At 71.1% G+C, this 25317-nt stretch carries 27 protein-coding genes; 12 read left to right on the top strand and 15 right to left on the bottom strand.

What is annotated here, in order from left to right; genetic code table 11:
- Window positions 1–2 precede the first annotated feature (2 nt).
- Window positions 3–761, bottom strand: a complete 759-nt coding sequence (locus ACFCVM_RS12075; RefSeq protein WP_375836423.1) for an SDR family NAD(P)-dependent oxidoreductase — start codon at window positions 759–761, stop codon at window positions 3–5.
- A 151-nt stretch (window positions 762–912) separates the two neighbouring features.
- Here ACFCVM_RS12075 and ACFCVM_RS12070 point away from each other — a divergent pair, with 151 nt between their 5' ends.
- Window positions 913–1836: a rhodanese-related sulfurtransferase gene (locus tag ACFCVM_RS12070; protein ID WP_375836421.1), complete on the top strand. Its 924-nt coding sequence runs from the start codon at window positions 913–915 to the stop codon at window positions 1834–1836.
- On the opposite strand, the gene ACFCVM_RS12065 is transcribed toward ACFCVM_RS12070, so the two are convergent.
- On the bottom strand, window positions 1806–2699 hold the full coding sequence (locus ACFCVM_RS12065; protein ID WP_375836420.1) for a serine hydrolase domain-containing protein: 894 nt from the start codon (window positions 2697–2699) through the stop codon (window positions 1806–1808). The genes ACFCVM_RS12070 and ACFCVM_RS12065 overlap by 31 nt on opposite strands.
- 47 nt (window positions 2700–2746) lie before the next feature.
- Window positions 2747–3340 (bottom strand): TetR/AcrR family transcriptional regulator, encoded by a 594-nt coding sequence (locus ACFCVM_RS12060; RefSeq protein WP_375836419.1) that lies wholly within the window; start codon window positions 3338–3340, stop codon window positions 2747–2749.
- A gap of 105 nt (window positions 3341–3445) precedes the next feature.
- Between ACFCVM_RS12060 and ACFCVM_RS12055 the strand changes: the two genes are divergently transcribed.
- A complete protein-coding gene (locus ACFCVM_RS12055) occupies window positions 3446–4708 on the top strand; it encodes an FAD-dependent monooxygenase (protein WP_375836418.1) in 1263 nt (420 codons plus the stop codon).
- On the opposite strand, the gene ACFCVM_RS12050 is transcribed toward ACFCVM_RS12055, so the two are convergent.
- From ACFCVM_RS12050 to ACFCVM_RS12040, 3 genes are all read right to left on the bottom strand, one after another.
- Window positions 4705–6159 (bottom strand): aminobutyraldehyde dehydrogenase, encoded by a 1455-nt coding sequence (locus ACFCVM_RS12050; protein WP_375836417.1) that lies wholly within the window; start codon window positions 6157–6159, stop codon window positions 4705–4707. The genes ACFCVM_RS12055 and ACFCVM_RS12050 overlap by 4 nt on opposite strands.
- 70 nt (window positions 6160–6229) lie before the next feature.
- Window positions 6230–7645: an NAD(P)/FAD-dependent oxidoreductase gene (locus tag ACFCVM_RS12045; RefSeq protein WP_375836416.1), complete on the bottom strand. Its 1416-nt coding sequence runs from the start codon at window positions 7643–7645 to the stop codon at window positions 6230–6232.
- Complete coding sequence (locus tag ACFCVM_RS12040; RefSeq protein ID WP_375836415.1) at window positions 7642–8943, bottom strand: glycosyltransferase; 1302 nt, start codon at window positions 8941–8943, stop codon at window positions 7642–7644. Before ACFCVM_RS12040 ends, ACFCVM_RS12045 begins: the two co-directional genes overlap by 4 nt.
- A 133-nt stretch (window positions 8944–9076) precedes the next feature.
- Here ACFCVM_RS12040 and ACFCVM_RS12035 point away from each other — a divergent pair, with 133 nt between their 5' ends.
- Window positions 9077–9688 (top strand): TetR/AcrR family transcriptional regulator, encoded by a 612-nt coding sequence (locus ACFCVM_RS12035; RefSeq protein WP_375836414.1) that lies wholly within the window; start codon window positions 9077–9079, stop codon window positions 9686–9688.
- Here the strand turns inward: ACFCVM_RS12035 and ACFCVM_RS12030 are convergent.
- The 4 genes from ACFCVM_RS12030 to ACFCVM_RS12015 are packed head-to-tail and all read right to left on the bottom strand — an operon-like array spanning window position 9667 to window position 13621.
- Entirely contained in the window at window positions 9667–10785 is a 1119-nt protein-coding gene (locus tag ACFCVM_RS12030) for an ABC transporter ATP-binding protein (protein WP_375836413.1), read from the bottom strand. The two genes, ACFCVM_RS12035 and ACFCVM_RS12030, sit on opposite strands and share 22 nt — an antisense overlap.
- Complete coding sequence (locus tag ACFCVM_RS12025) at window positions 10782–11624, bottom strand: ABC transporter permease (protein WP_375836412.1); 843 nt, start codon at window positions 11622–11624, stop codon at window positions 10782–10784. Before ACFCVM_RS12025 ends, ACFCVM_RS12030 begins: the two co-directional genes overlap by 4 nt.
- Window positions 11617–12513 carry an ABC transporter permease gene (locus ACFCVM_RS12020; RefSeq protein ID WP_375836411.1) on the bottom strand — a complete coding sequence of 299 codons (897 nt, stop codon included), beginning with the start codon at window positions 12511–12513 and terminating at the stop codon, window positions 11617–11619. The genes ACFCVM_RS12025 and ACFCVM_RS12020 overlap by 8 nt, the downstream gene beginning before the upstream one ends.
- Before the next feature lie 4 nt (window positions 12514–12517).
- Window positions 12518–13621, bottom strand: a complete 1104-nt coding sequence (locus ACFCVM_RS12015) for a spermidine/putrescine ABC transporter substrate-binding protein (RefSeq protein WP_375836410.1) — start codon at window positions 13619–13621, stop codon at window positions 12518–12520.
- A 120-nt stretch (window positions 13622–13741) separates the two neighbouring features.
- On the opposite strand from ACFCVM_RS12015, the gene ACFCVM_RS12010 reads away from it, so the two are divergent.
- A complete protein-coding gene (locus tag ACFCVM_RS12010) occupies window positions 13742–14917 on the top strand; it encodes a hypothetical protein (protein WP_375836408.1) in 1176 nt (391 codons plus the stop codon).
- Window positions 14881–15849: an SIS domain-containing protein gene (locus ACFCVM_RS12005; protein ID WP_375836407.1), complete on the top strand. Its 969-nt coding sequence runs from the start codon at window positions 14881–14883 to the stop codon at window positions 15847–15849. The genes ACFCVM_RS12010 and ACFCVM_RS12005 overlap by 37 nt, the downstream gene beginning before the upstream one ends.
- 44 nt (window positions 15850–15893) lie before the next feature.
- On the opposite strand, the gene ACFCVM_RS12000 is transcribed toward ACFCVM_RS12005, so the two are convergent.
- From ACFCVM_RS12000 to ACFCVM_RS11990, 3 genes are all read right to left on the bottom strand, one after another.
- Window positions 15894–16565, bottom strand: coding sequence for a DUF2306 domain-containing protein (locus tag ACFCVM_RS12000; RefSeq protein WP_375836406.1), 672 nt, complete (start codon window positions 16563–16565; stop codon window positions 15894–15896).
- A 92-nt stretch (window positions 16566–16657) separates the two neighbouring features.
- Window positions 16658–17167, bottom strand: a complete 510-nt coding sequence (locus ACFCVM_RS11995) for a hypothetical protein (RefSeq protein WP_375836405.1) — start codon at window positions 17165–17167, stop codon at window positions 16658–16660.
- Window positions 17164–18063 carry an LssY C-terminal domain-containing protein gene (locus ACFCVM_RS11990; protein WP_375836404.1) on the bottom strand — a complete coding sequence of 300 codons (900 nt, stop codon included), beginning with the start codon at window positions 18061–18063 and terminating at the stop codon, window positions 17164–17166. The genes ACFCVM_RS11995 and ACFCVM_RS11990 overlap by 4 nt, the downstream gene beginning before the upstream one ends.
- A 48-nt stretch (window positions 18064–18111) precedes the next feature.
- On the opposite strand from ACFCVM_RS11990, the gene ACFCVM_RS11985 reads away from it, so the two are divergent.
- The 5 genes from ACFCVM_RS11985 to ACFCVM_RS11965 all read left to right on the top strand — a co-directional run bounded on the left by ACFCVM_RS11985 (window position 18112) and on the right by ACFCVM_RS11965 (window position 23160).
- Window positions 18112–19326 (top strand): cysteine desulfurase-like protein, encoded by a 1215-nt coding sequence (locus tag ACFCVM_RS11985; protein WP_375836403.1) that lies wholly within the window; start codon window positions 18112–18114, stop codon window positions 19324–19326.
- 35 nt (window positions 19327–19361) lie between these two features.
- A complete protein-coding gene (locus ACFCVM_RS11980; RefSeq protein WP_375836402.1) occupies window positions 19362–20135 on the top strand; it encodes an isocitrate lyase/phosphoenolpyruvate mutase family protein in 774 nt (257 codons plus the stop codon).
- 177 nt (window positions 20136–20312) lie between these two features.
- The gene (locus ACFCVM_RS11975; RefSeq protein ID WP_375836401.1) at window positions 20313–21209 is read left to right on the top strand and encodes an ATP-binding cassette domain-containing protein; all 897 of its coding nucleotides are present in this window, start codon (window positions 20313–20315) and stop codon (window positions 21207–21209) included.
- Complete coding sequence (locus tag ACFCVM_RS11970; RefSeq protein ID WP_375836400.1) at window positions 21206–22036, top strand: ABC transporter permease; 831 nt, start codon at window positions 21206–21208, stop codon at window positions 22034–22036. The genes ACFCVM_RS11975 and ACFCVM_RS11970 overlap by 4 nt, the downstream gene beginning before the upstream one ends.
- A gap of 2 nt (window positions 22037–22038) precedes the next feature.
- Window positions 22039–23160 carry a winged helix DNA-binding domain-containing protein gene (locus ACFCVM_RS11965; protein ID WP_375836399.1) on the top strand — a complete coding sequence of 374 codons (1122 nt, stop codon included), beginning with the start codon at window positions 22039–22041 and terminating at the stop codon, window positions 23158–23160.
- Between the two features lie 21 nt (window positions 23161–23181).
- Here the strand turns inward: ACFCVM_RS11965 and ACFCVM_RS11960 are convergent, their stop codons facing one another.
- Complete coding sequence (locus tag ACFCVM_RS11960; protein WP_375836398.1) at window positions 23182–23571, bottom strand: winged helix-turn-helix transcriptional regulator; 390 nt, start codon at window positions 23569–23571, stop codon at window positions 23182–23184.
- A 165-nt stretch (window positions 23572–23736) separates the two neighbouring features.
- Here ACFCVM_RS11960 and ACFCVM_RS11955 point away from each other — a divergent pair, with 165 nt between their 5' ends.
- Together ACFCVM_RS11955 and ACFCVM_RS11950 are read left to right on the top strand one after the other, a co-directional pair.
- Entirely contained in the window at window positions 23737–24387 is a 651-nt protein-coding gene (locus ACFCVM_RS11955) for an FMN-dependent NADH-azoreductase (RefSeq protein WP_375836397.1), read from the top strand.
- A gap of 40 nt (window positions 24388–24427) precedes the next feature.
- Window positions 24428–24808, top strand: coding sequence for a DUF1304 domain-containing protein (locus ACFCVM_RS11950; protein ID WP_375836396.1), 381 nt, complete (start codon window positions 24428–24430; stop codon window positions 24806–24808).
- A 55-nt stretch (window positions 24809–24863) separates the two neighbouring features.
- On the opposite strand, the gene ACFCVM_RS11945 is transcribed toward ACFCVM_RS11950, so the two are convergent.
- Window positions 24864–25238 (bottom strand): hypothetical protein, encoded by a 375-nt coding sequence (locus ACFCVM_RS11945; RefSeq protein ID WP_375836395.1) that lies wholly within the window; start codon window positions 25236–25238, stop codon window positions 24864–24866.
- Window positions 25239–25317 lie beyond the last annotated feature (79 nt).

Here is a 25317-nt window from a genome sequence, read left to right as displayed (position 1 = left end):
GGTCAGACCGCGGACCAGCCGCCGTCCGATGCGAGGATCACGCCGTTGATGTTGGCGGCTTCGTCGCTGGCGAGCCAGGCCACCGTGCCGGCGATCTGCTCAGCGGAGGCCGGAGCCGACATCGTCGCCTGCAGCACCGGGCCGGTGCGAGCCGCACCGTATTCAGATCGCCACGACACGTCGAGCCCCGTGACCACTGCCCCCGGTGCCACCGCGTTCGTGCGGATCCCCTGTGGTCCGTACATGAACGCGCTGCTCTTCGTCAGACCGGCGACGGCGTGCTTGGACGCCGTGTATGCGGCGCCGCCGACCGAGCCGCGGAACGATGCCTCGGAGGCGATGTTGACGATCGCACCCGCCCCTCGCTCGCGCATGAGCGGCACCACGGCCCGCGTCGTGCGGAGCACGGCGGTGACGTTGACGTCGAACACCCGCTGCCACGTGTCGTCATCGACCTCGTCGGCGGGGAGGACGCCGTCCATGATGCCGGCGATGTTGGCGAGGATGTCGACCCCGCCGTCCGCCGCCTCGACGAGTTCGCGCACCGTACGTTCCTCGGTCACGTCACCGACCACGGCGCGCACGTCGAAGTCGCCCAGCTCCTCTGCGAGATCGCGCAGCCGGTCGGCGGCGATGTCCGAGGCGATCACCGTCGCCCCATCGGAGGCCAGGATCCGGGCCACGGCTCGGCCGATGCCCGAGCCGGCGCCGGTGATGATCGCGGTGCGGCCGTCGAAGCGGCGTGCATCGGTGCCAGTCATGTTCATGCTCCTTCGCAGGGGTTTAATTACTCGTACTCACGTAAACAGTATATGAAGATACGAGTTAATCAAGCCCCGTGGCGCGCTCGCGCTCAGCTCGACTGCAGCATCCCCACATGCGTCCCCGATCGAGCGCCCGTATGATCTCGGGGTGGCCCTCGCCAAGATCCTCCTCTACTACGTCTTCACTCCGCTCGCCGACCCCGGGGCCGTGCGGCTGTGGCAGCGCGACCTCGCCGAGTCGCTCGGGCTGCGCGGTCGCATCCTGATCTCGGAGCACGGCCTGAACGGCACGCTCGGCGGCGAGCTGAAGGCGCTGAAGCGCTACGTGCGCAAGACCCGCGAGTATCCCGCCTTCAAGCACATCGACTTCAAGTGGAGCGAGGGCACCGGGCTCGACGAGCACGGCGCGAGCGCCGACTTCCCGAAGCTCAGCGTGAAGGTGCGGGGCGAAATCGTCTCGTTCGGCGCACCCGACGAGCTCTCCGTCGACGAGCAGGGCGTCGTCGGCGGCGGCACGAAGCTGAGCCCCGAGGCGCTGCACGACCTCATGGCCGAGCGCGGCGACGACGTCGTCTTCTTCGACGGGCGCAACGCCCTCGAGGCGGCGATCGGCCGCTTCGCGGGCGCGGTCGTGCCCGATGTCGAGACGACCCGCGACTTCGTCGGCGAACTCGACTCCGGAAAGTACGACGAGTTGAAGGGCAGGCCCGTCGTCACGTACTGCACCGGCGGAATCCGCTGCGAAGTGCTCTCGAGCCTCATGACGAGCCGCGGATTCGGCGAGGTCTACCAACTCGACGGCGGCATCGTGCGCTACGGCGAGCGGTTCGGCGACGACGGACTCTGGCAGGGCTCGCTCTACGTCTTCGACCAGCGCGGCTCGATCGACTTCAGCGACCATGCCGCCGTCATCGGCGAGTGCGCGCGCTGCGGCACCGCGACCAATCGCACCGCCAACTGCACGGATGCCTCGTGCGACGCCGAGTTCGTGCTGTGCGAGTCGTGCGGCGCCGCGACGTGCGAGGCGCACGCCGACGCGGCTCAGTCCTCGTTGTCGGCCTCGACGAGGTAGCGCAGCGCGAGTTCGTGGATATCGCGCTGGGAGTTCGCGAGCACGATCGAGGCGATGCCGGCATCCCGGTCGATCATGAGCGCGCTCCGGAAGCCGCCCGTCTCTCCGCCGTGCCCGGTGATGGTCCGGGGGCGTTCCTCGCTGATCCACCAGAAGTAGCCGAACTGCTCGAACCGGTTGTAGCCCGGCGCGACCGGCTCGAGCGCCGCGCTGTCGCTGAGCGGCCCGTCGAGCACCGACTGGGCGAGTGCGACGAGATCGTCGAGCGTCGCATGCACGAATCCGGCGGGCGCGAACCCCTCCCCCGACCAGGGTGCGATCGGATCGCCGGACACGTCGGTCCCGCCGGCATGCCCCTCGGGCACCTCGTCGGGTGTCGTGACGAGCACCGCGTCGTCCATGCCGAGCGGCTCGAACACGCGATCCGCGAGCAGCGCCTGGTACTCGGTGCCGGCTGCGGCGGCGAGTGCATGCCCGAGCAGCGCCGCGCCGAAGTTGCTGTAGACGGGCGCCTCCGACGGCACCACGGGCTCGACGCGCGCGAGCGCGAGCAACTCCTCGAGCGAGGCCGTGTAGGGATTGCGACCGGCCTCGAACTCGGCCGTCGCCTCGGCCACCCATGCCGGATCGGTCGGTTCGAAGGGCAGCCCGCTCCGGTGCGTGGCGAGCGACTCGAGCGTGACGGATGCCGCGGGGGCGTCGCCGAGGGGCAGGTAGGCACCGAGGGGGCTCTCGGTGCCGGCGCCGGCCCCCGACGGATCGCCGACGGGGGCGATGCAACCGGTGAGCGAGACCGCGAGGAGGCCCGCGAGGAGGATCGCGAACCTCCGGGCGTCTCGAATCGACACCAGCCGCGCGGGCATAGCCGTATCGTACGCCCGGGCGGGCGCCGCGTCGACGGCTTCCGCCGTCAGGCTCCGGTCGACCCGGCGGGTGCCTCGGCGCCCGCGATGACGGCCACCGCCCGGGCGAGCTCGTCGCCGCTCGGCAGTCTGTCGGGCGCGAGCAGCCACAGGATGCCGAGGCTCTGCACGAGCGCGAAGTCGAGCTTCGCGACCGCGTCGACCTGCTCGTCGGAGAGCTCCGGGCGTGCGGCACGGAGCTGCTCGGCGATGCCCAGGTAGCCCTCCCCCGCCGCCGCGGCGAGATGCCGACTGGCCTCGGGGTCGCGCAGCACGCGCACGGTGTTGTCGAGGCTCGCGAGCAGTGGTTCGCGATTCGCCGCGAAGACCTCTGGCATACGATTCCAGAGCTCGGCGAAGCCGTCGAGCAGCGGGAGCGCCGCGGTCTCGCCGACCACGGCCTCCATGCCGTCGCCGATGCCGTCGCCGAGCGACTCCATGAGCGCCTCGGTGATGAGCTGCTCCTTCGAACCGAAGTGATAGCCGATCGCGGCGAGGCTCACACCGGCGGCGGTCGCGATGTCGCGCGCCGTGGCCTTCGCGACCCCGCGCTCGACGATCACCCGGCGCGCGCCGGCCAGCAGGTCTTCACGATTGCCCATGCGTCGATCGTACGCGAACGATTCAGACATCTGTACTAGACATTCGTCTCAATCGTTGTTAGACATACGTATGAGACATTTGTCTGAATCGAGAAGGGCACGGCGATGACCACCACCGGCACCACCCCGCACATCCTGATCTCCGGCGGCGGCATCGCCGGGCATGCGCTCGCGCTGCAGCTCGTGCGCAGCGGCATCCGCACCACCGTCGTCGAGCGCGCCGACGCTCCCCGCCCAGGCGGCCAGGCCGTCGACCTCCGCGGAGCGAGCCGCGAGGTTGCCGAGCGCATGGGACTCATGCCCGGCATCCGGGCGCGGCTGCTGCACGAGCTCGGCCTCTCCTACGTCGACGGCGCCGGCCGCGTGTTCGGCCGCATGTCGATGGAGGACTTCGACGGCAAGGGAGCGGTCGCCGAGATCGAGATCGCGCGCGGCGACCTCGACGAGGTGCTGCGCGATCGGCTCGCGGCCGCGAGCGCGGCGGCGACCGGACTGCTCGATCTCCGCTACGGCGATCGCATCACCGCCATCGCGCCCGACGCCGACGGCGTCGACGTCGCCTTCGAGCACGCGGCCGACGAGCGGTTCGACCTCGTCGTGGGCGCCGACGGCGTGCACTCGGCGACCCGGCGCCTGGCCTTCGGACCCGAGGCCGACTACTCGACCCACCTCGGCGGCTACGTGGCGTTCTTCACGCTGCCCACCCCCGCCGATGTGGAGCCGGGCTGGTTCTCGATGCGATTCGTGCCGGGCGCGACCTTCGGCATCCGGCCCGACTTCGACCCGTCGACCTCCAAGGCGATCATCACGCTCCGCATCGACCGCGATCCGTCGCTCCGGGGCGACCGGGCGGCGCAGGAGGCGCTCATCCGCCGGGCCCTCGACGGCGCAGGATGGCACGCGCCCGCGGTGCTCGCCGCCATGCCCGAGGCGTCCGACTTCTACTTCGACGAGCTCGCGCGCATCGACGTCCCCGAGGTCGCGAACGGCCGGGTCGTGCTCATCGGCGACGCCGGCTCGTGCGGCTCGCCGATGTCGGGCATGGGCACGGCGACCGCGCTCATCGGCGCGTACCTGCTCGCCGCCCGCATCGCCGAGACGCCCGATGACCCGGCCGCCGCCGCCGAGCGGTACGCCCGCGACATCGTGCCGTTCGCCGAAGCGGGCAAGCACCTCATGGGCGGTGGTATCCGGCGCATGGTGCCGGCGAGCCGGTTCGAGGCGCTGATGACGCGGGCGATGACGGGGATCATGCTCTCGCGGCTCGCCCGGCCCCTCGTGAAGCGCATGTTCGCCGCGAACCAGGAGGAGCTGCCGCTCCCGGTCGCGGCACCGCTGCCCTCGGCCTCGGCCTCGGCTCGCGCTTAGGCCGGGCGGAAGCCCGTCGTCGCGGGCGGCGGCGCGTGACGGATCATGAGGTGGCGGGTGACCGAGTAGTCGAGCATTGGTTCGATCGACATGTCCTTGCCGAAGCCCGAGCCCTTCACGCCGCCGTGCGGCGCTTCCGATGCGATCGGCAGGTGGTCGTTGACCCACGTCACGCCGACGTCGAGCGACTGGCTGACGCGCAGTGCGCGCGAGACGTCCGAGGTCCACACCGATGACGCGAGCCCGTAGGCGCTGTCGTTCGCGAGCGCGATGCCCTCGGCCTCACCGTCGAACGGGAGCACGACGAGCACGGGGCCGAACACCTCACCCTGCACGATCTCGGAGGACTGCGCGGCTCCGACGAGCAGGGTCGGCGCGAAGTACGAGCCGACGCGGTCGATCGCGTGGCCGCCGGCGAGCGCCTCGGCGCCCTCGGCGACGGCGCGCGAGACGAAGCCCGACACGCGCTCGAGGTGGCCCTTCGAGATGAGCGGGCCGATGTGAGTGTCGGCGTCCATCGGGTCGCCGGCGACGATGCCCGAGATGGCGGCGCGAAGTGCGGCGACGCCGTCGTCGTAGATCGAGCGCTCGAGGTAGACGCGTGTGGCCGCGGTGCAGTCCTGGCCGGTGTTGTACGTCGCGCCGAGCGCCACCGCGTGCGCCATCGCGCCGAGGTCGGCGTCGTCGAACACGATCACGGGTGCCTTGCCGCCGAGCTCGAGGTGCACGCGCTTGACCCCCTCGACGGCACCGCGCATCACGGCCTTGCCGGTCTGGGTCGAGCCGGTCACGCTCACCATGTCGACCTCGCGGTGCGTGACGAGGGCCTGCCCGACCTCGGCGTCGCCCGTGACGACGTTGAAGAGGCCGGCGGGCAGCCCCGCCTGCAGCGCGAGCTCGGCGAAGCGCAGGGTCGTGCGCGGTGTCGCCGGAGCGGGCTTCACAATCACGGCGTTGCCCGCGGCGAGCGCGGGACCGGCCTTCCAGATCGCCATGATGAGCGGGAAGTTCCAGGGCGTGATGCCCGCGACGACGCCCACCGGACGGCGGGTCATGATCGAGGTGTAGCCGTTCGAGAGCGTGCCGGCACCCGTGCCGTCGAGCGAGCGGGCTGCGCCCGCGAAGAAGCGCAGGTTGTCGATGCCGAACGGCAGCTCGCCGTCGAAGGCCGTCGTCCACGGCTTGCCCGAGTCCTCGACCTCGAGTCTCGCGAGGTGCTCGGCGTCGGCTTCGAGCGCGTCGGCGAGACGGAGCAGGGCGAGCGAGCGCTCCCCCGGGGTCTTCGCGGCCCATTCGGGCTGCGCTGCGCGCGCGGCGGCCGCGGCCTCGTCGACGTCGGAGACGCCCGAGGCGGTGAACGACGCGACCTCCTGCTCGGTCGCGGGGTTCGTGATGACGGTGTCGCCGCCCGATCCGCTGCGGTACTCGCCGATGAAGGTGCCGGTGGTCATGGTGTTCCTTTCAGGCCGCGACGAGTTCGCGGGCCGGTGCTGCTCGAGTGCGGGAGCTCGGGGGTGGCGCTCAGGAGTTGAAGCCGAGCCCGAAGCGGTCGAGCGTGCGGAGCCAGAGGTTCCGCCGCCCCTCGTGCGCGTCGGCGGCGAGGATCGAGTGCCGGGTGAATTGGACGATGGGATTGCGGAACGGCTCGGGCGGGATCGGGAACGGCCGCCGCCGCACGATGTCGTAGCGCAGCCGCGACGTCGGCTCGCCCGACAGCAGGTCGAGCGCGACATCCGCCGAGAACCGCGACGCGCCCACGCCGAGGCCGGTGTGCCCGACCGCGTACGCGACCCGGCCGCCGCGCGCGGTGCCGTAGGCCGCGGTGAACCGGGTGGTCGAGTCGATCGGGCCGGCCCAGCGGTGCGTGAACCGCAGCCCGCCGAGCTGCGGGAAGGTCTCGAAGAAGTGCCGGGCGAGCAGCTCGTGCGAGCTGTCGCGCTGCTCGAGGCTCGCGTCGACCCTGCCGCCGCGGTAGTACACGGCATCCCACCCGCCGAAGAGGATGCGGCCGTCGGCGGTCGGCCGGTAGTAGTGGAACTGGTTGCCCGCGTCGGTGAGCCCCTGCCCCTCCGCCCAGCCGATCGACGCCTGCTGCGTGCTCGTGAGCGGCTCGGTCATGAGCACGTGGTCGTAGAGCGGCATGATGTACGAGCCGAGGCGCTTGAGCGGCGCCGGGTAGGCGGCCGTCGCGATCACGGCGTGGCGGGCGTCGACGTGGCCGAGGGCGGTGCGCACGCGCACGCCGGCGCCGTTCGTCTCGATTCCGGTGGCGGCGGATGCCTCGAAGATGCGCACGCCGCGACGCCGGAGGTCTGCGGCCATCCCCCATGCGAGCCGGGCCGGGTCGACGAGCACGGTTCCCGTGCGGTCGCGGAGACCCCCGAGGTAGCTCGGCGAGTGCACGTCGGCCTGCACCTCGTCGCGTGACTGCAGCTCGAGCTCGACGCCGTGCCGGGCGCCGAGCTCCCGGGCCTCGCGGAGGCCCGCGAGCTGCCACTCCTCGACCGCGAGCGTCGTCTTGCCCGAGCGGCGCAGGTCGCAGTCGATGCCCGCCGCCTCGATCGTGGCGACGAGCTCGGCGAGGTTGCGGTCGCCCTCCTCCGCGAGGGCACCGACCTGGTCGGGCCAGATCGCGGTGCCGTGCGTGAGGCCGTGCGTCAGCGAGCTCGCGACGAAGCCGCCGTTGCGCCCGGTGGCGCCGTGCGCGACGCGATCGGCTTCGAGCACGACGACGGATGCCCCGGGGTCGCGTTCGAGCGCACGCCACGCCGTCCACAGCCCCGTGAAGCCCGCACCGATCACGACGAGGTCGACGTCGACGCGGTCGCTGAGCGGCGCGCCGAGGTCGGGCGCGTCGGCCCGGTCCATCCAGTACGGCTTCGGTGCGGCGCCCGCGAGGGCGGACACCGCGGCATCCGTCACCTGCTGCCCGCTCACACGCGCTCGGAGACGGCGACGCGTTCGATCACGTCAGCGGCGCTCGCGAGCCCGCGTCGCGAGCGGATGTCGGCGCCGACGGCGGCGATGCGCTCGCGGAGCGCGGCGTCGCCGAGCAGGGCCTGCACGGCACCCGTGAGCTCGTCGGGGGTGAAGCGGTACGGGTCGAGGCGAAGCCCGAAGCCGCGCTCGTGCACGCGCTGGGCATTGTCGTACTGGTCCCAGAAGAGCGGCAGCACGATCATGGGCTTGCCGAAGTGCAGGGCCTCGGTGGTCGTGTTGTTGCCGCCGTGGGTGATCACGAGGTCGGCGAGCGGCAGCAGCTTCGTCTGCGGCAGGAACTCGGCACCCCACATGTTGTCGGCGAGCTCGAACTCGTCGTGCAGCGGCCCCTTCGAGACGATGACGTTCACGGGGGCGTCGGCGAGCGCGGCGATGACCCGGCGCATGAGCTCGACATCGGCCGAGCCGAGCGAGCCGAGGCTGAAGTAGACGAGCGGTCGTGAGCCGTCGGTGAACGAGGCCGGGAGCTCCGGCATCTCGGTCTCGGTCTCGCGCACCGAGGAGTCGACGCGGTGCCAGCCTTCGGGAAGCGGGCGCTCGGCGTCGTAGTCGAGCGCCTCGGGGTAGACGTAGACGTTGGCATCGCCGTGGTGGATGAACTCGAGCTCCGGAAGGGGCGCTGCGCCCTGCTGCTGCACCCAGGCGTCGTAGGCCTGCCAGAGCGCTCGGTGCGTGCGATCGTACTCGGCGCGGAACTCGGCCCAGCCGGAGCGGTCGTCGTCGGCGAGCCCCGAGAACGCCGGCGCGACGCCCGCTCCCGGCACCTCGAGCGGGTTGCACGAGACGATGCGCACGAACGGCCGCCCCGCGGTCTCGAGCGCGGGAAAGCTCAGCACGTTGTCTTCGATGATGACGTCGGGCTGCACCCGCTCGATGATCGCCTTCAGCTGCGGTTCGCAGAACTTCGCCCCGTCGACGAGCGCCTCCCAGATGGGCAGCACCACGCTCTCGAGCTGCTCGGCGGTGGTCTTGCGGAACTCGGGAGAGATCTCCTTGATGTAGTCCTTCCAGAACTGGCCCGCGTCCTGCTCGACCTCCTCCTCGGGTGCGGGGGCGAGGTCGACGAGGTCCTCCTCGAAGCCGAGGGCGGTGAGCTTGCCCTCCCACGAGCGCTCGGCGGCGAACACCACGCGGTGCCCGCGGCGAAGCAGCTCGTCGCCGATGCCGATGCAGTTGTTCGTCGGACCGTAGGCGCTCTCGGGCATGAACAGGAACGTGCGGCGCTCTTCGGTCATCGGTGACTCCTTCGACAATTCCTTGCAGGTGGATAGAGAGAATTCTTCCGGGCTCAGCCCATGTGTTTTCAAGTCAGTTCGGCCTAATATTGACCATCGATGCAGACAATCTGTCTGATCTGGAAGGAGCACGATGGCCAGGCCGAAGCGCCAGGAGGAGCGACGGAGCCAGTTGGTGGCTGCGGCGCAGCGCGCCATCGCAGCGCACGGCCCCGACGGGGCGCGCCTCAATCGGGTCGCCGAGGAGGCGGGCCTCACCTCTGGCGCCGTGCTCTACTACTACCCCGACATCGACGAGCTCATGTTCGAGGCCAACCGGGCCGGCATGGAGCGCTTCTACGAAGAGCGCGTGCGCATGCTCGAGGCGCTCGACGACGACCCGGTCGCCCGGCTGCTCGCCCTGGCCAAGTCGGGCCTGCCGAGCGGCGCCGGCGACACCGAGGTGCGCCTGCTCTGCGAGCTCGGCGGCTCGGCCGGCCGCAACCCGCTCATGGCCTCGCTCCTCACGACGCTCTACGACCGCCAGGTCGGCATGTACCAGGTCGTGCTCGAGCAGGGCGCGGCCCGTGGCCACTTCACCCTCGCGCAGGCCTCGCTCGTGATCGCACGCAACCTCGTCGCGCTCGAAGACGCCTACGGCTACCGCATCATCGCTCAGCACCCGACGATCGACCACGACGCGGCGCTCGAGCTCATCGTCTCGTACGCCCGGCTCGCGACGGGTCACGCGCTGACCTCCTCCTGAGGCGCCGTCGAGGCCGGCCCGTCGGCGGCCTGGTCGCCCGAGTCCACCCGGTCGGCCTCGCGGGTGACGGCCGTCGCCCGGCCGAACCGCACTCCGACGAGCGTGCCGCGCTCGAGCCGGGTCGCCCCGTGCACGGTCGCGAGGAGCGGATCGGCGTGACCCGCCACCTCGATCGAGATCGTCGTGGCTCCGCCGAGGAAGTAGGTGTCGACGACGGTGCCCGAGAGCACGGCCCCGGCGTCCGTCGTCAGCTCGACGTCTTCGGGGCGCACGACCGCGGTCGCGGGTGCTCCGGCCCGGAGGCCGTGCGATGCGGCGACCCCGCCGAAGCCGGGCACCTCGACTCCGTCGGCGGTGGCCGTGCCGTCGAGCAGGTTCGCCGTGCCGATGAACGAGGCGACGAAGCGGGAGGCCGGGTGCGCGTAGAGCTCCTGGGGCGAGGCGAGCTGCTCGAGCCGCCCGTCGCGGAGCACCGCGATGCGGTCGGCCATCGACATGGCCTCCTCCTGATCGTGCGTGACGACGACGAAGGTGAGGCCGACCTCGTGCTGCAGGCGCTTCAGCTCGAGCTGCATCGAGGCGCGCACCTGCCGGTCGAGCGCCGAGAGCGGCTCGTCGAGCAGCAGCAGCTTCGGCCGCTTCACGATCGCACGGGCGAGCGCCACGCGCTGGCGCTGGCCGCCTGAGAGCTGGGTGGGGCGGCGCTTGGCGAGCGGGCCGAGGCCGACGACATCCATCACGTCGGCGACCCGCGAGCGCACCTCGGCCGCGCCGACGCCGTCGGCCTCCAGGCCGTACGCGACGTTCTTCTCCACGCTCATGTGCGGGAACAGCGCATAGCTCTGGAACATCATGTTGACCGGCCGCTTGTGCGCCGGCAGGCGCAGGAGGTCTTCGCCGTCGACCTCGATGCGGCCCGCCGCCGGCGTCTCGAATCCGGCGATCGAGCGCAGCAGCGTGGTCTTGCCGCAGCCCGACGGGCCGAGCAGGGCGAAGAACTCGTTGTGGGCGATGTCGAGCGAGACGCCGTGCAGGGCGACGGTGTCGCCGTACACGGCGCGAACGCCGTCGACGCGGAGCAGGGGTGCGGAGCTCATCGGGTGGTTCCTGTCAGTCGGGTCAGTCGTTGCGCCGCGATCACCGTCACGATGCTCACGAGCAGGAGGATGGAGGCGAGGGCGTTGACCTCGGGCGTCACGCCGAACCGCACCATCGAGTAGATGACGATCGGCAGGGTGGGCTGCGTGGGCGCGGTCGTGAAGAACGCGATCACGAACTCGTCGATCGAGAGCGTGAAGGCGAGCAGCGCGCCCGCGACGATGCCCGGTGCGAGCTGCGGCAGCGTCACCCGCATGAAGGTGCGCACCGCCCCTGCGCCGAGGTCGCGCGACGCCTCCTCGAGGCTCGGGTCGAGGTTCGCCATGCGGGCGAGCACGATCGCCGTGACGAACGCCGTCGCGAAGACGCCGTGCGCGAGGATCACCGAGTGCAGTCCGAGCGTCACGCTCGCGAGCGAGAACAGCGTGAGCAGGCCGATGCCGAGCAGCAGGTCGGGCAGGATCGCGGGGGCGATCGCGAATGCCCGGATGAGCCCGCCGCGCGTGTAGTGCTGGATGCCGTAGGCGAGCAGCGTGCCGAGCACGGTCGCGATCGCGGTGGCGCCCGTCGCGACGATGAGCGTGTTGCCGAGGCCCTGCATGATCTTCTCGTCGGCGAAGAGCTCGGGGTACCAGCGCAGCGAGAAGCCCTTCCAGACGAAGAGGTTCTCGGAGGCGTTGAAGCTCATGATCACGACGATGAGGATCGGCAGGTACAGGAACACGTAGCCGAGCCAGAGGGGCACGAGGATGCCGCGGGGCCTCCGCACGGCCCGAGGGCGGGCCGTCGGCTCGAGCTCTCGCATCGCCGTGGTCGTCGGCGCAGTCGTGTCAACCACGGCGCGGTCCTTCCGTGAGGCGGCGCGACACCGCGGTCTGCACGACGATGACGAGCACGAGCAGGATCGTGAGGAGGAGCGCGAGCGTCGCGCCGAACGGCCAGTCGCGAGCCTCGAAGAACTGGTCGCGCACGAGGTTGCCGACCATGATCGTCTTGCCGCCGCCGATGAGCTCGGGGATCACGAAGTTCGACATCGCGGGCACGAACACGAAGATGCATCCCGTCAGCGCGCCGGGGATCGAGAGCGGCAGGGTGATCGTGCGGAACGCCCGCCACGGCGTGGCGCCGAGGTTCGTGGCCGCCTCGCGGAGCGAGGGATCGAGCTGCTGCAGCGAGGCGTAGAGCGGCAGCACCATGAGCGGCAGGTACATGTACAGGAGTCCGACGACGATCGCCTGCGGCGTGTACAGCATGCTGATCGGGGCATCCGTGATGCCGAGGCCCTGCAGCCACTGGTTGACCCAGCCGGCGTTGTTGAGCAGCAGGATCCAGGCGTACGTGCGGATCAGGAAGTTCGTCCAGAACGGGAGCACCACGGCGATGAGCGCGACCGTGCGCCACTTCGGCGAGAGACCCGCGATCGCGTACGCCATGGGGTAGCCGATGGCGAGCGCGAGCAGCGTCACGATGCCGGCGAGCACGATCGACTGCAGGATCACGCCGACGTAGAGGGGTTCGAAGAGCTTCACCCAGTTGTCGAGGGTGAACTCGAACACGATGCCGCCGAAGCGCCCGCGCTTGAAGAAGGTGTAGAACGCGAGGAGGCCCACGGGCAGCGCCATGAACAGGATCAGGTAGACCATGCCCGGCGCGAGGAACGGAACGGGCGCGAGCCCCCGCCGCACGGTGCGTGCGGCGGGGGCGGCCGGGTGGTTCGTCGAGGTCACGGCGCTAGTTCGTGGCGAGCACTTCGGCGTTCAGGTCGACGTACTTCAGCGAGTCCTCGCCGAGGTCGACGATGCCCTCCTGCTCCATGAGCTCGTCGACCGTGATGCCGAGGGTCGGGTACGCCTCGACGAGCGCGGGGTCGAGGGCCTCCATGGCGGCCTTGTTCGGCACCTTGTAGAGGATGTTCTCGGCCACCCAGGTCTGCACCTCGGGGTCGAGGATGTAGTTGATGAAGGCCATCGCGGCCTCCTTGTTCTTCGACGACTGGAGCACCGTCATCGTGTCGGTCCAGAGGTCGGAACCCTCTTCGGGAACGACGAACTTGATCGACGGGTCTTCGGCGATGCCGTAGTTGCACCAGCCGTCCCATGCCTGCACCATCGCGGCCTCGCCCGAGACGAGCTTCGAGTAGAAGGTCGTGTCGTCGTAGGCCAGCAGCGTCGACTTGCTCGTCAGCAGCTGCTCCTTCGCGGCGGCGAGCTCGTCGTCGTCGGTCGTGTTGATGGAGGCGCCGGCGGCCTTGAGGGCGGGCTCCGCGAGCCAGCGGTCGGTCGAGAGCATGGTGGTCTTGCCGACGAGCTCGGGCTTCGGGTTCAGCAGGTCGTTCCACGACGTGGGGTCGTAGCCGGTGAGGTCGGGGCGGTAGCAGAGACCCGTCGTGCCCCAGGCGTAGGGCTCGGAGTAGACGTTGCCCGGATCGTAGGCGAGCTCGAGCGCCTCGGGGTAGAGGTTCTCCTCGTTCGGGATGAGCGACTTGTCGAGTTTCGCGAGAAGCCCCTGCTCGCCGAGCGCCTGCGCGTACTGGCCTGAGACGAAGGCGACGTCGATGCCCGAGTCGGCGCTGGCGGTGAGCTTGGCGACGATGTCCTCGTTCGTCGTGTGGTTGACGATCGTGGTCTTCACGCCCGTCTCGGCCTCGAACTTCTCGGCGAGGTCTTCGGGCGAGTAGTCGGCCCAGATCGAGACGGTGAGCGTCTGCTCGCTGAGGTCGGCGTTCGGATCGAGCGTCTCTGCAGCGCCGCCGCCGCCGGAGGAGCAGGATGAGACGGCGAAGGCGAGGGCGATCGTGCCGGCCGCCGCCGCCACGAGACGTCGCGTCGTGGTCATGAGGTACCTCCAGGACAGTCGGGAAAGGTTGAGCGATTGTTGCACCACGAATCAAGAAACCGCAATGGTTCAGTGAACAGGCTGGAATGACGGTTGCGGAATAGTTACAATCCGAATTCAATGAACTCGATACTGAGTGGTGAACGCATCGTCGCCGGCGACCATGCGCTCGTCGTCGACGCCGACGGCCGGGTGCTCGTGGGCGATGAGCGCCCGACGGCGGGCGACGGCATCGCGCGCTCCCTCGCACGACTCGTCGACGACACCGTCGCGGCGGATGCCCCCGAGCGCGCCATCACCGTCGACCAGACGAACACCTCGGTGATCGTCGGCGAGCGGCTCATCGTGAAACTCGTCGGCAGGTGGAGCGCCGCCGACCGCGCCTCGGCACTGCTCGAGCGGCTCGCGGCAGCCGGCTCCGACGACGTCGACCGCTTCGTGGGTCGCGTCGAGTGGCGGCATCCCTCACTCGGCACCTCGACCCTCGCGATCGTGACCGAGTACCTGCCGGGCGCGGTCGATGGGTGGACCTGGGCCGTCGACGACGTCGTCGCGGCACTCGACGGCGGGCCCGAGCCCGCCTGGCCGGCCCTCCTCGGCGGGCGCGTCGCACGCATCCACGGCGTGCTCGGCGAGGGCGCCGTCCGATCCGAACCCGAGGCGCCCGCGGCCAGGGCCGACCGCGCATCCACCGCACTCCGCTCGGCGCTCCGCCTCGCGACCGGCGATGCCGGGGCGCGCCTCCGCAATCGCCACGAGTCGCTCGCCCGCGACATCCGCTCGCTCGGCACGACCGCCCCCGGCCTCGAGTTCCCGCTCCACGGCGACCTGCACGTCGGACAGGTGCTGCGCTCCCCCGGCCTCGCCGCCGACGAGCCCCGGTACACGGTGATCGACTTCGACGGCGACCCGCAGCTGGCCGCCGACGAGCGCGAGGCACCGGATGCCGCGGCGCGCGACATCGCCCACATGCTCGTCTCGTTCGACCTCGTCGCAGCCGTCGTGCAGAAGCGGCTGCAGCGGGCCGATGCACGCGCCTTCGCGTGGGCCGACCGCGCACGAATCGACTTCCTCGACGCCTACCGCGCGCAGGTGCCGAACGGCGAGCTGCTCGACGAGGCGCTGCTGCCGGGCTTCGAGGCCGAGCAGCTCGTCGCGGAGCTGCGCTACGCCGACCGCTTCCTGCCCGCGTGGACCTACGCCCCCGACGCCGCGATCGCGCACCGTCACCCGTCGACGAACGAACACCCGGAGGAACCGTGGACACCGCCGCTTTCCGAGCCGATCTCGAGCTGATCCCCGAGACGCTCGACGCGCTCGCCGATGCCGTCGATGCGGGCCTGCCGGGCCTCGAGCGCCTGCCCGTGCTCGGCGCCTCGCGCGTGCTCGTGCTTGGCATGGGCTCGAGCCGCTACGCCGCCGACGTGGTCGCGCGTCGCTTCCGCGCGGTCGGCGCGAACGTCGTCGTCGAGCTCGCGAGCGCCGAGCTGCTCCCGCCGGCGGCGCCCGACCTCGCCGTCGTGGCCGTCTCGGCCACGGGCGGCAGCGCCGAGGTGCTGCGCGCCGTCGAACGCTACCGCGGCACCGGGCGACTCGTCGCCGTGACGAACCGGCCCGATTCCTCGCTCGGCCGGCTCGCCGACGTCGTCGTGCCGCTCCTCGCCGGGGTCGAGGCATCCGGTGTGGCCTGCCGCACGTTCCGCGCGACCTTCGCCGTGCTCGACGCGGTGCTCGAGGCCCTGCTCGGCACTGCGCCGAGCACTCGCTTCGACGCGGCATCCGTTCGTGCCGCCGCCGCCGCGACCCGAACGCTGTTCGAGTCCTCGCCCGAGTGGCTGCCGCCGCTCGCCGAGCTGCTCGCGGCGCCGATGGGCACGTGGGCGCTCGCTCCCGCCGAACGCGCCTCGAGTGCGCAGCAGGCGGCGCTCATGCTGCGCGAGGTGCCGCGCCGCGCCGCCTACGCCTCGGAGACCGGCGATTGGTCGCACGTCGACGTGTACCTCACGAAGACCCAGGACTACCGGGCGCTCGTGTTCGCCGGCTCGGCCTGGGACGCCCAGGCGCTCGACTGGATGGAGCAGCGGGGCTCGCGATTCGCCTCGATCGGCCGCGACCTGCCGGGGGCTGAACTCACGATCCGCTTCCCCGGCGACGAGCGCGACGAGGTCGCCGCGCTCACCGAAGTGCTCGTCGGCGAGCTCGTCGCCGATCGGTGGCTGCGGGCCTGAGCCCGGAACGGCTCGACCCTCGCCGCGGATGACTCCGTCGCGGGTCACGCCGTGGCGCGCGCACGAATGGTGCGAGGCAGCCCGTCCTCGTTCGGCCGCCACCAGAGCCAGAGCTCTCCGGCGACGACGTGCATCGAGAGCCCGAGCCAGAACCCCGGCGCGAAGCTCTCCTCGAGCGAGAGGAGCTGGAAGCCCGCGAAGATGCCGACCCACACGCGGATCATGCCGACGCCGAGCCCGACGGCGAACGCGCGGATCATCCAGCGCCGGTGCATCCGCACGTCGCCTCCGCGGATCGCCCGGAATGCGAGCGCGAGCGTCACGAGGAACCAGCTGCCGAAGACGGCCGCCGCGAGCGACTGCCACGCGCCGCCGTAGGAGAAGGGCACTCCGAACGCGAGGGCGAACACGCCGCTCACGATTCCGAACGAGAGGAGCACCCGCCCGAACCGGCGGTGGAACGTGAAGTGCCGCTCTCGGAACCGCCGCCAGAGCTGCAGCGGCGCACCCACGAGGTAGATCACTCCGGGCACGATGTGCAGGTAGGCGAGCCAGGGGTTCTCGACATAGCGCAGTTCGAAGCTGTCGCCTTCTGCGGCGGTGCCGGTCACGATCAACGGCCCGTCGGTGCCGAACCGGATGCCGGCGAAGACGAGCACGATCGCGATGAGCAGGAAGATGACCGACCACATCGAGATCGCCACCGCACGCGACATCCGGTCGCCCCCTCGCCGGCTCGCGATCGCGGCCTGTCGGCGCTCAGGCTACTCCGCGACGGGACGCGCGCACAGCGTATTACGAGGATTGCTCATCGCTTGCGTCGGCGCGCGTAGGCGCGGGCATTGCGACTCGAGAGCGCGAGCATCACGAGGATGTCGAGTGCGAGCGTGATGAGCGTCGTGCGCAGGGTGATCTCGGCGTCGGCGCCGAAGTAGTCGAACGCCGACCCCGTGATGCTGAGCGTCGCGAAGACCATCACGGTGATGCGCGCCCAGTTGCTGCCTCGGAAGATGAGGAGGGCCAGCACGAGCTCGACCACGAGCACGATGCCGCCGACGACCAGCACGAACGTGAGCGCGGCGTTCGAGCCGGCATCGGCCTCGGCATCGGAGTCGAGCGGGATGCCGAGGTCCTCGACGAGCGTCTTCCGCCACAGGAGGGCGAGCGAGATGAGCCAGACGACACCGGCCAGCACCCTGAGCACCACGAGCACGGCACCGAAGGTCGTCGCGACCGGGCGCCGCATCACGGGCGGGTCGGGCGCGGGGCTCGCGAGCACGATCGGCGACTCGAACGCGGGCCGCTTCTCGCCGCTCATCGTGCTTCCTCCGTCTCGCTCGGCACTGCGCCGACGGCGACGACCGGCAGGTCGCCGTCGGTGCTGATCGTGTCGCCGCCGCCGTTGCGCGAGTGGTATCCGGTCGAGAAGTCGGCGAGCAGGTCGACCCGGGCCTCGGGGTTCGCGGCGAGCACGGTCTCGACGATGTGGTCGCGCTCGATGTCGATGTCGGCGTCGATCTTGTGGGTGATCTGCAGGGTGAAGAGCGAGAAGCCGACGGCTCGGTCGAAGGTGCCGGCCGCGAGCCAGTCGACGCGGCGTCCACCGGGCAGCAGCCAGCCGTCGGGTGTGCGCCAGAACCGCACGTGGTGGCGCTTGGCTGGGTTGCCCTCGACCTCCTGCTGGTAGGCGAAGTCCTGCTGGCGGCCGAAGAGGAAGAGCGGACTGACCGGCGCCTCGTCGTAGCTGCGACGGGTGATCGTCGAGGCGATGATGCGCCAGCTCGACGCCCCGTTCACGTCGTCGGCGCGGGTCCACCCGGCGCGCGCCATCGCCGCGTGCAGCGACTCCTCGTCGCCGTCGAAGGCGAGGTTCACCGGGTCTCCGAGCAGGCCGTCGCTCGTGCGGGCCCGCCCGATGAAGTAGTCGGGCACGTAGATGGTCGTCAGGATTCGGTGCAGTCGCGGCAGCACGAGGTAGGCGAGCACGAGCCAGAAGGCGACGAAGAACAGGATGCCGAACCATCCGAACGCGAAGGTCTCGGTGAGCACGAGCCAGGCGAGCCAGATCGCGGCGATGCCCGCGAAGACGAAGAAGAAGCCGTCGAGGAGGGCGTTGAACGAGACCCGGCGTCGACGCGCGACGGGCATCGGCGCGGCACCGCTCGGCGCCCCGCCGATCAGGTCGCCGGATGCCTCGGCCCCCACCTCACCCATGTCTGCATGCTATCTGCGCCGGGTGCCCCGAGTGGCTATCCTCGCTCCATGGCCTACGACGTCGCGCGCATCCGTTCGGAGTTCCCGTCGCTCGAGAGCGGTTGGGCGCAGTTCGACGGCCCGGGCGGCACGCAGACGCCGCGATCGGTCGGCGACGCCGTGGCATCCGTGCTCACCGGCCCGCTCTCGAACCGCGGCACGACCGGCGTCTCCGAGGAACGCGCCGAGGCCGCCGTGCACGGGTTCCGGCTCGCCATGGCCGACCTCGTCGACGGGCATCCGCGCGGCATCGTGCAGGGCCGCAGCGCCACGCAACTCGCCTACGACTTCTCGCGCCATCTCTCGAAGCAGTGGGCCGCGGGCGACGAGGTCGTCGTGACGCGGCTCGACCACGACTCCAACGTGCGCCCGTGGGTGCAGGCCGCCGAGCGCGTCGGCGCCACGGTGCGCTGGGCCGACTTCGACCCCGCCACCGGCGAACTCCCGGTCGAGGCCGTCGCCGCCGTGCTGTCGGATCGCACCCGGCTCGTCGCCGTCACCGCGGCGTCGAACCTCATCGGCACGATGCCCGACATCCCCGCGATCGCCGCCGCCGCGCACGCCGCTGGCGCCCTCGTCTACGTCGACGGCGTGCACTACACGGCGCACGAACTGCCGGCCATCGGCGCCCTCGGCGCCGACTTCTTCACGTGCTCGCCCTACAAGTTCCTCGGTCCGCACTTCGGCGTGCTCGCGGCCGACCCCGAGCTGCTCGAATCCATCGCGCCCGACAAGCTGGCGCCGTCGACGAACGTCGTGCCCGAGCGGTTCGAGTTCGGCACGCTGCCCTACGAACTGCTCGCGGGCGGCACTGCGGCGGTCGACGCACTGGCAGGCCTCGCCGACGTCGCCGAAGCGGATGCCGCGAGCTCTCGTCGTGCGCGACTCGTCGCGTCGTACGCGGCGCTGCACGAGCACGAGGAAGTGCTGCGCGCCCGCATCGAAGCCGGGCTCGCCGAGCTGCTGGGAGTCACCGTGTGGTCGCGTGCGGAGCGCCGCACCCCCACGCTGCTCCTGACGTTCGACGGCCACGAGGCATCCGAGATCACGAAGCGCCTCGCCGAGGGCGCGGTGCTCGCGCCGAGCAGCAACTTCTACGCGCTCGAGGCCTCTCGGCGTCTCGGGCTCGGCGACGCCGGCGGCCTGCGAGTGGGGCTCGCGCCGTACAACGACGCGAGCGACGTCGAGCGACTGCTCGACGGGCTCGCCGCCGCACTCGGCTGAACCCTCGGCAGCGCGGGTCGCCATACGCTGGAACCATGACCCTCGCCGAGACCGCCGCCGAACTCCGCCGCCTGCACACCGACCCCGAGCTGCTCCAGGTGGTGAACGTCTGGGACGTCGTGAGTGCGACCGCGGTCGCCGCGCTGCCCCAGACCCGAGCGCTCGCCACCGCGAGCCACTCGATCGCCGCGACGTTCGGGTACGCCGACGGCGAGCAGATCCCGGTCGACCTCATGCTCGACATGTGCGGGCGCATCGCGCGCGCCGTCGACGTGCCGGTGAGCGCCGACCTCGAAGCGGGCTACGGGGATGCCGGCGAGACGATCCGCCGCGCCATCGGCGAGGGGATCGCCGGTGCGAACCTCGAAGACCAGCTGAAGCCGCTCGCCGAGTCGGTCGCCGAGGTCACCGCGGCCGTCGCCGCCGCCGAGGCCGAGGGCGTGCCGTTCGCGCTCAACGCCCGCACGGACGCGTTCCTCCGCGGTCGCGTGCGCCCGCTCGACGTGAACATCGCCGACGCGATCGAGCGCGGTCGCGCCTACCTCGACGCCGGAGCGACGAGCGTGTTCGTGCCCGGCATGTTCGGCGAGGAGGTCGTGGCGCAGCTCGTGGCGGGCATCGGCGAGCTCAGGGTGACGCTCATCGGCCTGCCCGGGGTGCCGCCACCTGCACGACTGCAGGAGCTCGGCGTCGCGCGCGTCTCGTACGGGCCCACCACGCAGCGCGTCGCGCTCGGCGCCCTGCAGGACCTCGCGACGAGCCTCTACGACGGCGGCGTACTGCCCGAGGGCATCCGACCGCTCAACTGAGCGCGATCCGGCCCGGGACCGCCGCGGGCGCCCCGGGCCCGAATCCGCGAATCCCCCGCGCGACGGATGCATCCGGCCCCGCTTGCTCGCTAGGGTGAGCGTGAGGCGGCCTGGCTGCCCGGGTCGTGCGGGGGTGCGACCTGTGCGACCGAGCTCGCCCCCACGTGAGGAGAGCGCATGAGCGGCATCCCCATCGAGATCTCGGGGCTCAGCAAGCACTTCGGCCCCGTGACCGCGGTCGATGACCTGACATTCACGGTGCAACCGGGCAAGGTCACCGGATTCCTCGGTCCGAACGGGGCCGGCAAGACCACGACGCTGCGGGTGCTGCTCGGGTTGGAGCACGCGAGCGCCGGCACCGCGACCTTCGGGGGAACACCGTACTCGGCACTGCCACGGCCGCTCGAGACCGTGGGCGCTGCACTCGACGCGAACTTCCACCCGGGGCGCACGGCACGCAACCACCTCAAGGTGTACGCGACGGCCGCCGGCCTCTCGTCGGCGCGCGTGCCCGCGGTGCTCGAGCAGGTGGGCATGTCCGAGTACGCCGACCGTCGCGTCGGCGGCTACTCGCTCGGCATGCGGCAGCGACTCGCGCTCGCCTACACGCTGCTCGGCGACCCCGGCGTCTTCGTGCTCGACGAGCCGATCAACGGCCTCGACCCCGAGGGCATCAAGTGGATCCGCGGGTTCCTGCAGAACCTCGCCCGCGAGGGTCGCACGGTGCTCGTCTCCTCGCACCTGCTCAGCGAGGTGCAGCAGAGCGTCGACGAGGTCGTCATCATCGCGAAGGGCCGGCTCATGAAGAGCGGCACGCTCGCGAGCCTCGAACTCGACTCGGCGCCGCGCACGATCGCGGACTCCCCCGATCGTCCGGCGCTGGCCGCCGCGCTCGAGGCGGCCGGTCTCGAGTTCACCGAGGGTCGGAGCGGGTTCATCGTCGATGAGCCCGACCCCGCCAAGGTCGGTCATGCCGCGTTCGTCGGCGGCGTCGAACTCGCAGCCCTGCATCGCCTGAGATCGGGGCTCGAAGAGTCGTTCCTCTCGCTCGTCGGCGGCGGTGAGGAGTCGTGAACCTCGTGCGCGCGATCGGCGCCGAGTTCCAGAAGGTCTTCACGACGCGCATGTGGTGGCTCCTCGCGATCCTCCTCGCCGTCTACGTCGCGTTCATGGCGGGCGGGTTCGGCGCCTTCCTGGGGTGGGCGACCGAGAATCCGGATGCCGCCGCATCCGCCGGCGGCACGACCACGGTGCCGCCCGGCACCGAGCTCGCACCGCTCATCTACAGCTTCGCGTCCTCGGTCGGCTATGTGTTCCCGGTGCTGCTCGGCGCGCTCGCCGTCACCGGCGAGTTCCGTCACAAGACCCTCACGCCGACCTTCCTCGCCGAGCCCCACCGCACGGTCGTGCTGAGCGCCAAGTTCGTCGCGCAGCTCGTGATCGGGGCAGGGCTCGGCGTCGTCGCCTTCGCCGTCTCGGTCGGCGCGGGTGCGGCGGCCCTCGCCGGCTTCGGCCTCGACACCGGGCTCGACTCGAGCGACACGTGGGCGCTCGTCGGCCGCGGCGTGCTCGCCATGGCACTCTGGGGCGCGATCGGCGTCGGCCTCGGCGTGCTCGTCGTCAACCAGGTGGCCGCGATCGTCATCGTCATCGCGTTCACCCAGTTCGTCGAGCCGATCCTGCGGGTCGTGGCCTCGCTCAGCGACGTCACGGCCTCGATCGGCCGCTTCCTGCCGGGTGCTGCGAGCGACGCGCTCGTCGGCGCGTCCTTCTACAACCTCGCCTCGCTCGGTTCGACCGAGACCCTCGAATGGTGGCAGGGCGGGCTCGTGCTGCTGGCCATTGCGGCCGTCGCGACGGTGATCGGCGGGGCGACGACCTGGCGGCGGGACGTGTCGTAGGGGTGGACCTCGCCGACCTCCGTCGAATCCGCCTGCACGTGCAGGGGCTGCGCGAGGTGCGCGCGGCGTCGGCCGCCGGCGTCGTGCGCGACTTCGTCGCGGTGCAGTCGCAGGAGTTCGTCCCCGCGCAGTGGGGGCTCGCGATGCGGGTGCCGGCCGAGCGCCGCCCCGATCTCGCAGCGGTGACCGCGGCGCTCGATCGCGGCGAGATCCTGCGCACGCACGTGCTGCGACCGACGTGGCACTTCGTCGACCCGGCGGATGCCCGGTGGCTCATGGAGCTCTCGGCCGAGCGGGTGCATCGGGCGAACGCGACGTACTACCGCCGCACGGGCGTCGACGGCGACGCCGGGGCACGAGCCCTCGGCGTCGTCGCCGCGTCGCTCGCGGGCGGCCACCGCACGCGGGCCGAACTCGCCGCTGCGCTCGAGGCTGCCGGGCTGCCCTCGACCGGACTGGGCTTCACCTACGTGCTCATGCTCGCCGAGCTCGAACGGGTCGCGATCAGCGGGGCGAACGTCGGCAGGCAGCGCACCTATGCGGCGTTCGACGAACGGGTTCCCGCGTCGGCCCCGAAGGCGCGCGAGGCGGCGCTCGTCGAGCTCGCGGCACGATTCATCCGCTCGAGGGGGCCCGTGACCGATCGCGACTTCGCCGCGTGGTCGGGGTTCACGCTCGGCGACACCAGGCGGGTGTTCGCGATGCTGGCCGAGGAACGCGGCGGGCTCATCGAGACCCTCGAGGTCGACGGCGCGACGCACTGGCACGACGCCGAGGCGACGGCGGCTGCGACGGATGCCCCGCGGCCGCCGGCCGGTGCCGTCGACCTGCTGCAGGCCTACGACGAGTACATCATGGGCTACGCGGCGCCTCGCGCGTTCCTGCAGCCGCCCGGACGCGACGACCCCGTGCACCCCGAGTTCCCGCTGCACGCGCTCATGATCGACGGCGTGATGGTCGGCCGTTGGGCGCCCGTCACCTCCGGGCGGAACGCGGTCGTCCGGCTCGTGCCGTGGCGCTCGTTCTCGGCACGCGAGGAGCGTGCGCTCGAGGCATCCGTCGCCGAGGTCGAGGGGTTCCTCGGCGTGCCGGTGACCGTCGAGCGCGAGCCCGCGGCCGACTGACCCGAGGCCTGCCGCCCGCCATCACGGCCCGGCGGCGCGACGGTGCCATTCGACCTCCGCCATGTTGGCGTCAGCCCAGTCCTTCATGTGGTGCACGATCGGCATCAGGCTCTCGCCCAGCGCGGTGAGCGAGTACTCGACGTGCGCCGGGTAGACCTGCTTCACCTCTCGTGAGACGAGGCCGTCGCGTTCGAGCAGCCGCAGGGTCTCGGTGAGCATCTTCTGGCTGGCGCCGGCGACGCGGGCGCGCAACTGCGAGTGCCGCTGGGGTCCCTCCGAGAGCGGCAGGAGCACGAGCGTCGTCCATTTCGCGCCGAGGATGTCGAGCACCTGTCGAGACGGGCACTCGGCGAGGTACGCCGCGAAGGCGTCCTTCGCGGCGGCGCGCTGCTGGTCGGCGGTCAGGGTCACGGGGTCTCCAAGCTCTCGGTCGACGACGGCTGATGGGCACCTGCGGCATCCCACGGCACTCTGAAGTGCCTGCTGGTGCCGGCGCTCAGGGCGATGTGACGATCGAAACCGCACGGCGACGCGATCCATTCCCGGACCGCGCAGAACACCAGTGAAGGAACCCAGATGACCCACCTGCTGCATGTCAACGCCTCCGCCCGGGGCGACGCCAGCCGCTCCCTCGAACTCGCGACCCGCTTCATCGGCGCGCTCGAGGCGAGCGACGACGGACTGGCGGTCGACCGCCTCGACGTCTTCGACGGGTCGCTGCCCGAGTTCGGCACGGTCGCGGCCGGCGCCAAGATGGCGACGTTCGCGGGGCAGGGCCACAACGCCGCAGAGGAACGAGCCTGGTCGGAGGCGCGCGCCGTGTTCGAGCGGTTCGATGCCGCCGACGCCTACGTCTTCAACGTGCCGTTCTGGAACGCGGGAGTGCCGTATCCGCTGAAGCAGCTCGTCGACGTGATCACCCAGCCGGGCTGGGCCTTCGCCTTCTCGCCCGAGTCGGGCTACCGCGGCCTGCTGCAGGGCAAGCGGGCCTTCGTCGTGTACACGAGCGGGGTCTACGCCGAGGGGCTGCCGCCGTCGTTCGGCGCCGACTTCACGACCACCTTCTTCCGCGACTGGCTGGGCTTCATCGGCATCACCGATGTCGACGAGGTGCATTTCGCACCGACGGTCGTGAATGACGACGTCGAGGGCACCCATCGGGCGGCACTCGGCGCCACGCTCGAGGCCGCGCAGCGGTTCGCGTCGGCTGAGCGGTTCGCGGCGTGAGCTGACCATGCCCCGGGGGCTCGCCCGCTACGATCACGGCATGGCTGTCATCGGAAGCGTGTTCGTCGCCCTCGCCGCGCTGCTGCACGGCTACATCTTCCTCATGGAGAGCGTCTGGTGGACGAGGCCCTCCACCTGGAAGCGCTTCGGCGTCGCCGACCAGGCAGCGGCCGACGTGACGAAGCCCATGGCCTACAACCAGGGCTTCTACAACCTCTTCCTCGGCATCGGCGCCGCCCTCGGCCTCGCGCTGTACTGGGCCGGCGCGATGCCGGTCGGCAAGACCCTCGTGCTCTTCACGACCGCGTGCATGGTGCTCGCCGCCGCGGTGCTCACGACCACGGGTCGCGGCTACCTGAAGCCCGCGCTCGTGCAGGGCACCCTGCCGCTCATCGGCTTCGTGCTGTTCGCCTTCGCCTGAGCCCGACGAGGAGCAGAGCGGAGCGGATGCCGCAGCGTGCGGCGCGAGGGATCGGTCAGTCGCCGTCGACGACGTCGGGCGTCGCCGTGAGCTTCAACCGGTCGATGAGCTCCGCGGCATGATTGGTGCTCAGGATGATGCGCGTGAACTCGCCCGCGGCGAGCTCGAGCACGACGGCCTGGCGCTTGCCCTTGACGATCACGAAGTCGCTGCCGCCGTGGTACTTCCAGACGCCGACGGCGACGACGAGCGGCACCTCGGTGCCGCGCCGACGGATGCCGCGGATCCAGATCCACGGGTCGGAGGTGATGGTCGCGGACCGGATGTCGTCGCGCTGCACCACGAGGTCTGCGCCACGGAGCGCGAGCGACTTCTCGGCCGGGGTGAGGTGTACCTCGATCCGGTCGGTGTGCACGCGCAGTTTCGCCATGCTTCCATCCTGCCCGAGTCGCGCGTCGGGCGTCGTGTCGACGCCCCACAAAGCGATAACGGTTTGCTGCAGGAAACGT

The organism is Agromyces sp. NPDC056389 (assembly GCF_042262385.1).
Classification (GTDB): Bacteria; Actinomycetota; Actinomycetes; order Actinomycetales; family Microbacteriaceae; genus Agromyces.
The sequence above is the reverse complement of the archived record's forward strand: the minus strand, read 5'-3'. Positions and strand labels throughout refer to the sequence as shown.

Coding starts and splice junctions, on each gene's coding strand:
- ACFCVM_RS11955 (WP_375836397.1), top strand. CDS start 23,737: ATGACCCACCTGCTGCATGTCAACGCCTCCGCCCGGGGCGACGCCAGC.
- ACFCVM_RS11980 (WP_375836402.1), top strand. CDS start 19,362: ATGACCCTCGCCGAGACCGCCGCCGAACTCCGCCGCCTGCACACCGAC.
- ACFCVM_RS11945 (WP_375836395.1), bottom strand. CDS start 25,238: ATGGCGAAACTGCGCGTGCACACCGACCGGATCGAGGTACACCTCACC.
- ACFCVM_RS12000 (WP_375836406.1), bottom strand. CDS start 16,565: ATGTCGCGTGCGGTGGCGATCTCGATGTGGTCGGTCATCTTCCTGCTC.
- ACFCVM_RS12050 (WP_375836417.1), bottom strand. CDS start 6,159: ATGACCACCGGCACCTTCATCGGCGAGTACCGCAGCGGATCGGGCGGC.
- ACFCVM_RS12010 (WP_375836408.1), top strand. CDS start 13,742: ATGAACTCGATACTGAGTGGTGAACGCATCGTCGCCGGCGACCATGCG.
- ACFCVM_RS12035 (WP_375836414.1), top strand. CDS start 9,077: ATGGCCAGGCCGAAGCGCCAGGAGGAGCGACGGAGCCAGTTGGTGGCT.
- ACFCVM_RS11985 (WP_375836403.1), top strand. CDS start 18,112: ATGGCCTACGACGTCGCGCGCATCCGTTCGGAGTTCCCGTCGCTCGAG.
- ACFCVM_RS12030 (WP_375836413.1), bottom strand. CDS start 10,785: ATGAGCTCCGCACCCCTGCTCCGCGTCGACGGCGTTCGCGCCGTGTAC.
- ACFCVM_RS12040 (WP_375836415.1), bottom strand. CDS start 8,943: ATGACCGAAGAGCGCCGCACGTTCCTGTTCATGCCCGAGAGCGCCTAC.
- ACFCVM_RS12055 (WP_375836418.1), top strand. CDS start 3,446: ATGACCACCACCGGCACCACCCCGCACATCCTGATCTCCGGCGGCGGC.
- ACFCVM_RS12065 (WP_375836420.1), bottom strand. CDS start 2,699: ATGCCCGCGCGGCTGGTGTCGATTCGAGACGCCCGGAGGTTCGCGATC.
- ACFCVM_RS11975 (WP_375836401.1), top strand. CDS start 20,313: ATGAGCGGCATCCCCATCGAGATCTCGGGGCTCAGCAAGCACTTCGGC.
- ACFCVM_RS12075 (WP_375836423.1), bottom strand. CDS start 761: ATGACTGGCACCGATGCACGCCGCTTCGACGGCCGCACCGCGATCATC.
- ACFCVM_RS11995 (WP_375836405.1), bottom strand. CDS start 17,167: ATGAGCGGCGAGAAGCGGCCCGCGTTCGAGTCGCCGATCGTGCTCGCG.
- ACFCVM_RS12015 (WP_375836410.1), bottom strand. CDS start 13,621: ATGACCACGACGCGACGTCTCGTGGCGGCGGCGGCCGGCACGATCGCC.
- ACFCVM_RS12060 (WP_375836419.1), bottom strand. CDS start 3,340: ATGGGCAATCGTGAAGACCTGCTGGCCGGCGCGCGCCGGGTGATCGTC.
- ACFCVM_RS11990 (WP_375836404.1), bottom strand. CDS start 18,063: ATGGGTGAGGTGGGGGCCGAGGCATCCGGCGACCTGATCGGCGGGGCG.
- ACFCVM_RS11950 (WP_375836396.1), top strand. CDS start 24,428: ATGGCTGTCATCGGAAGCGTGTTCGTCGCCCTCGCCGCGCTGCTGCAC.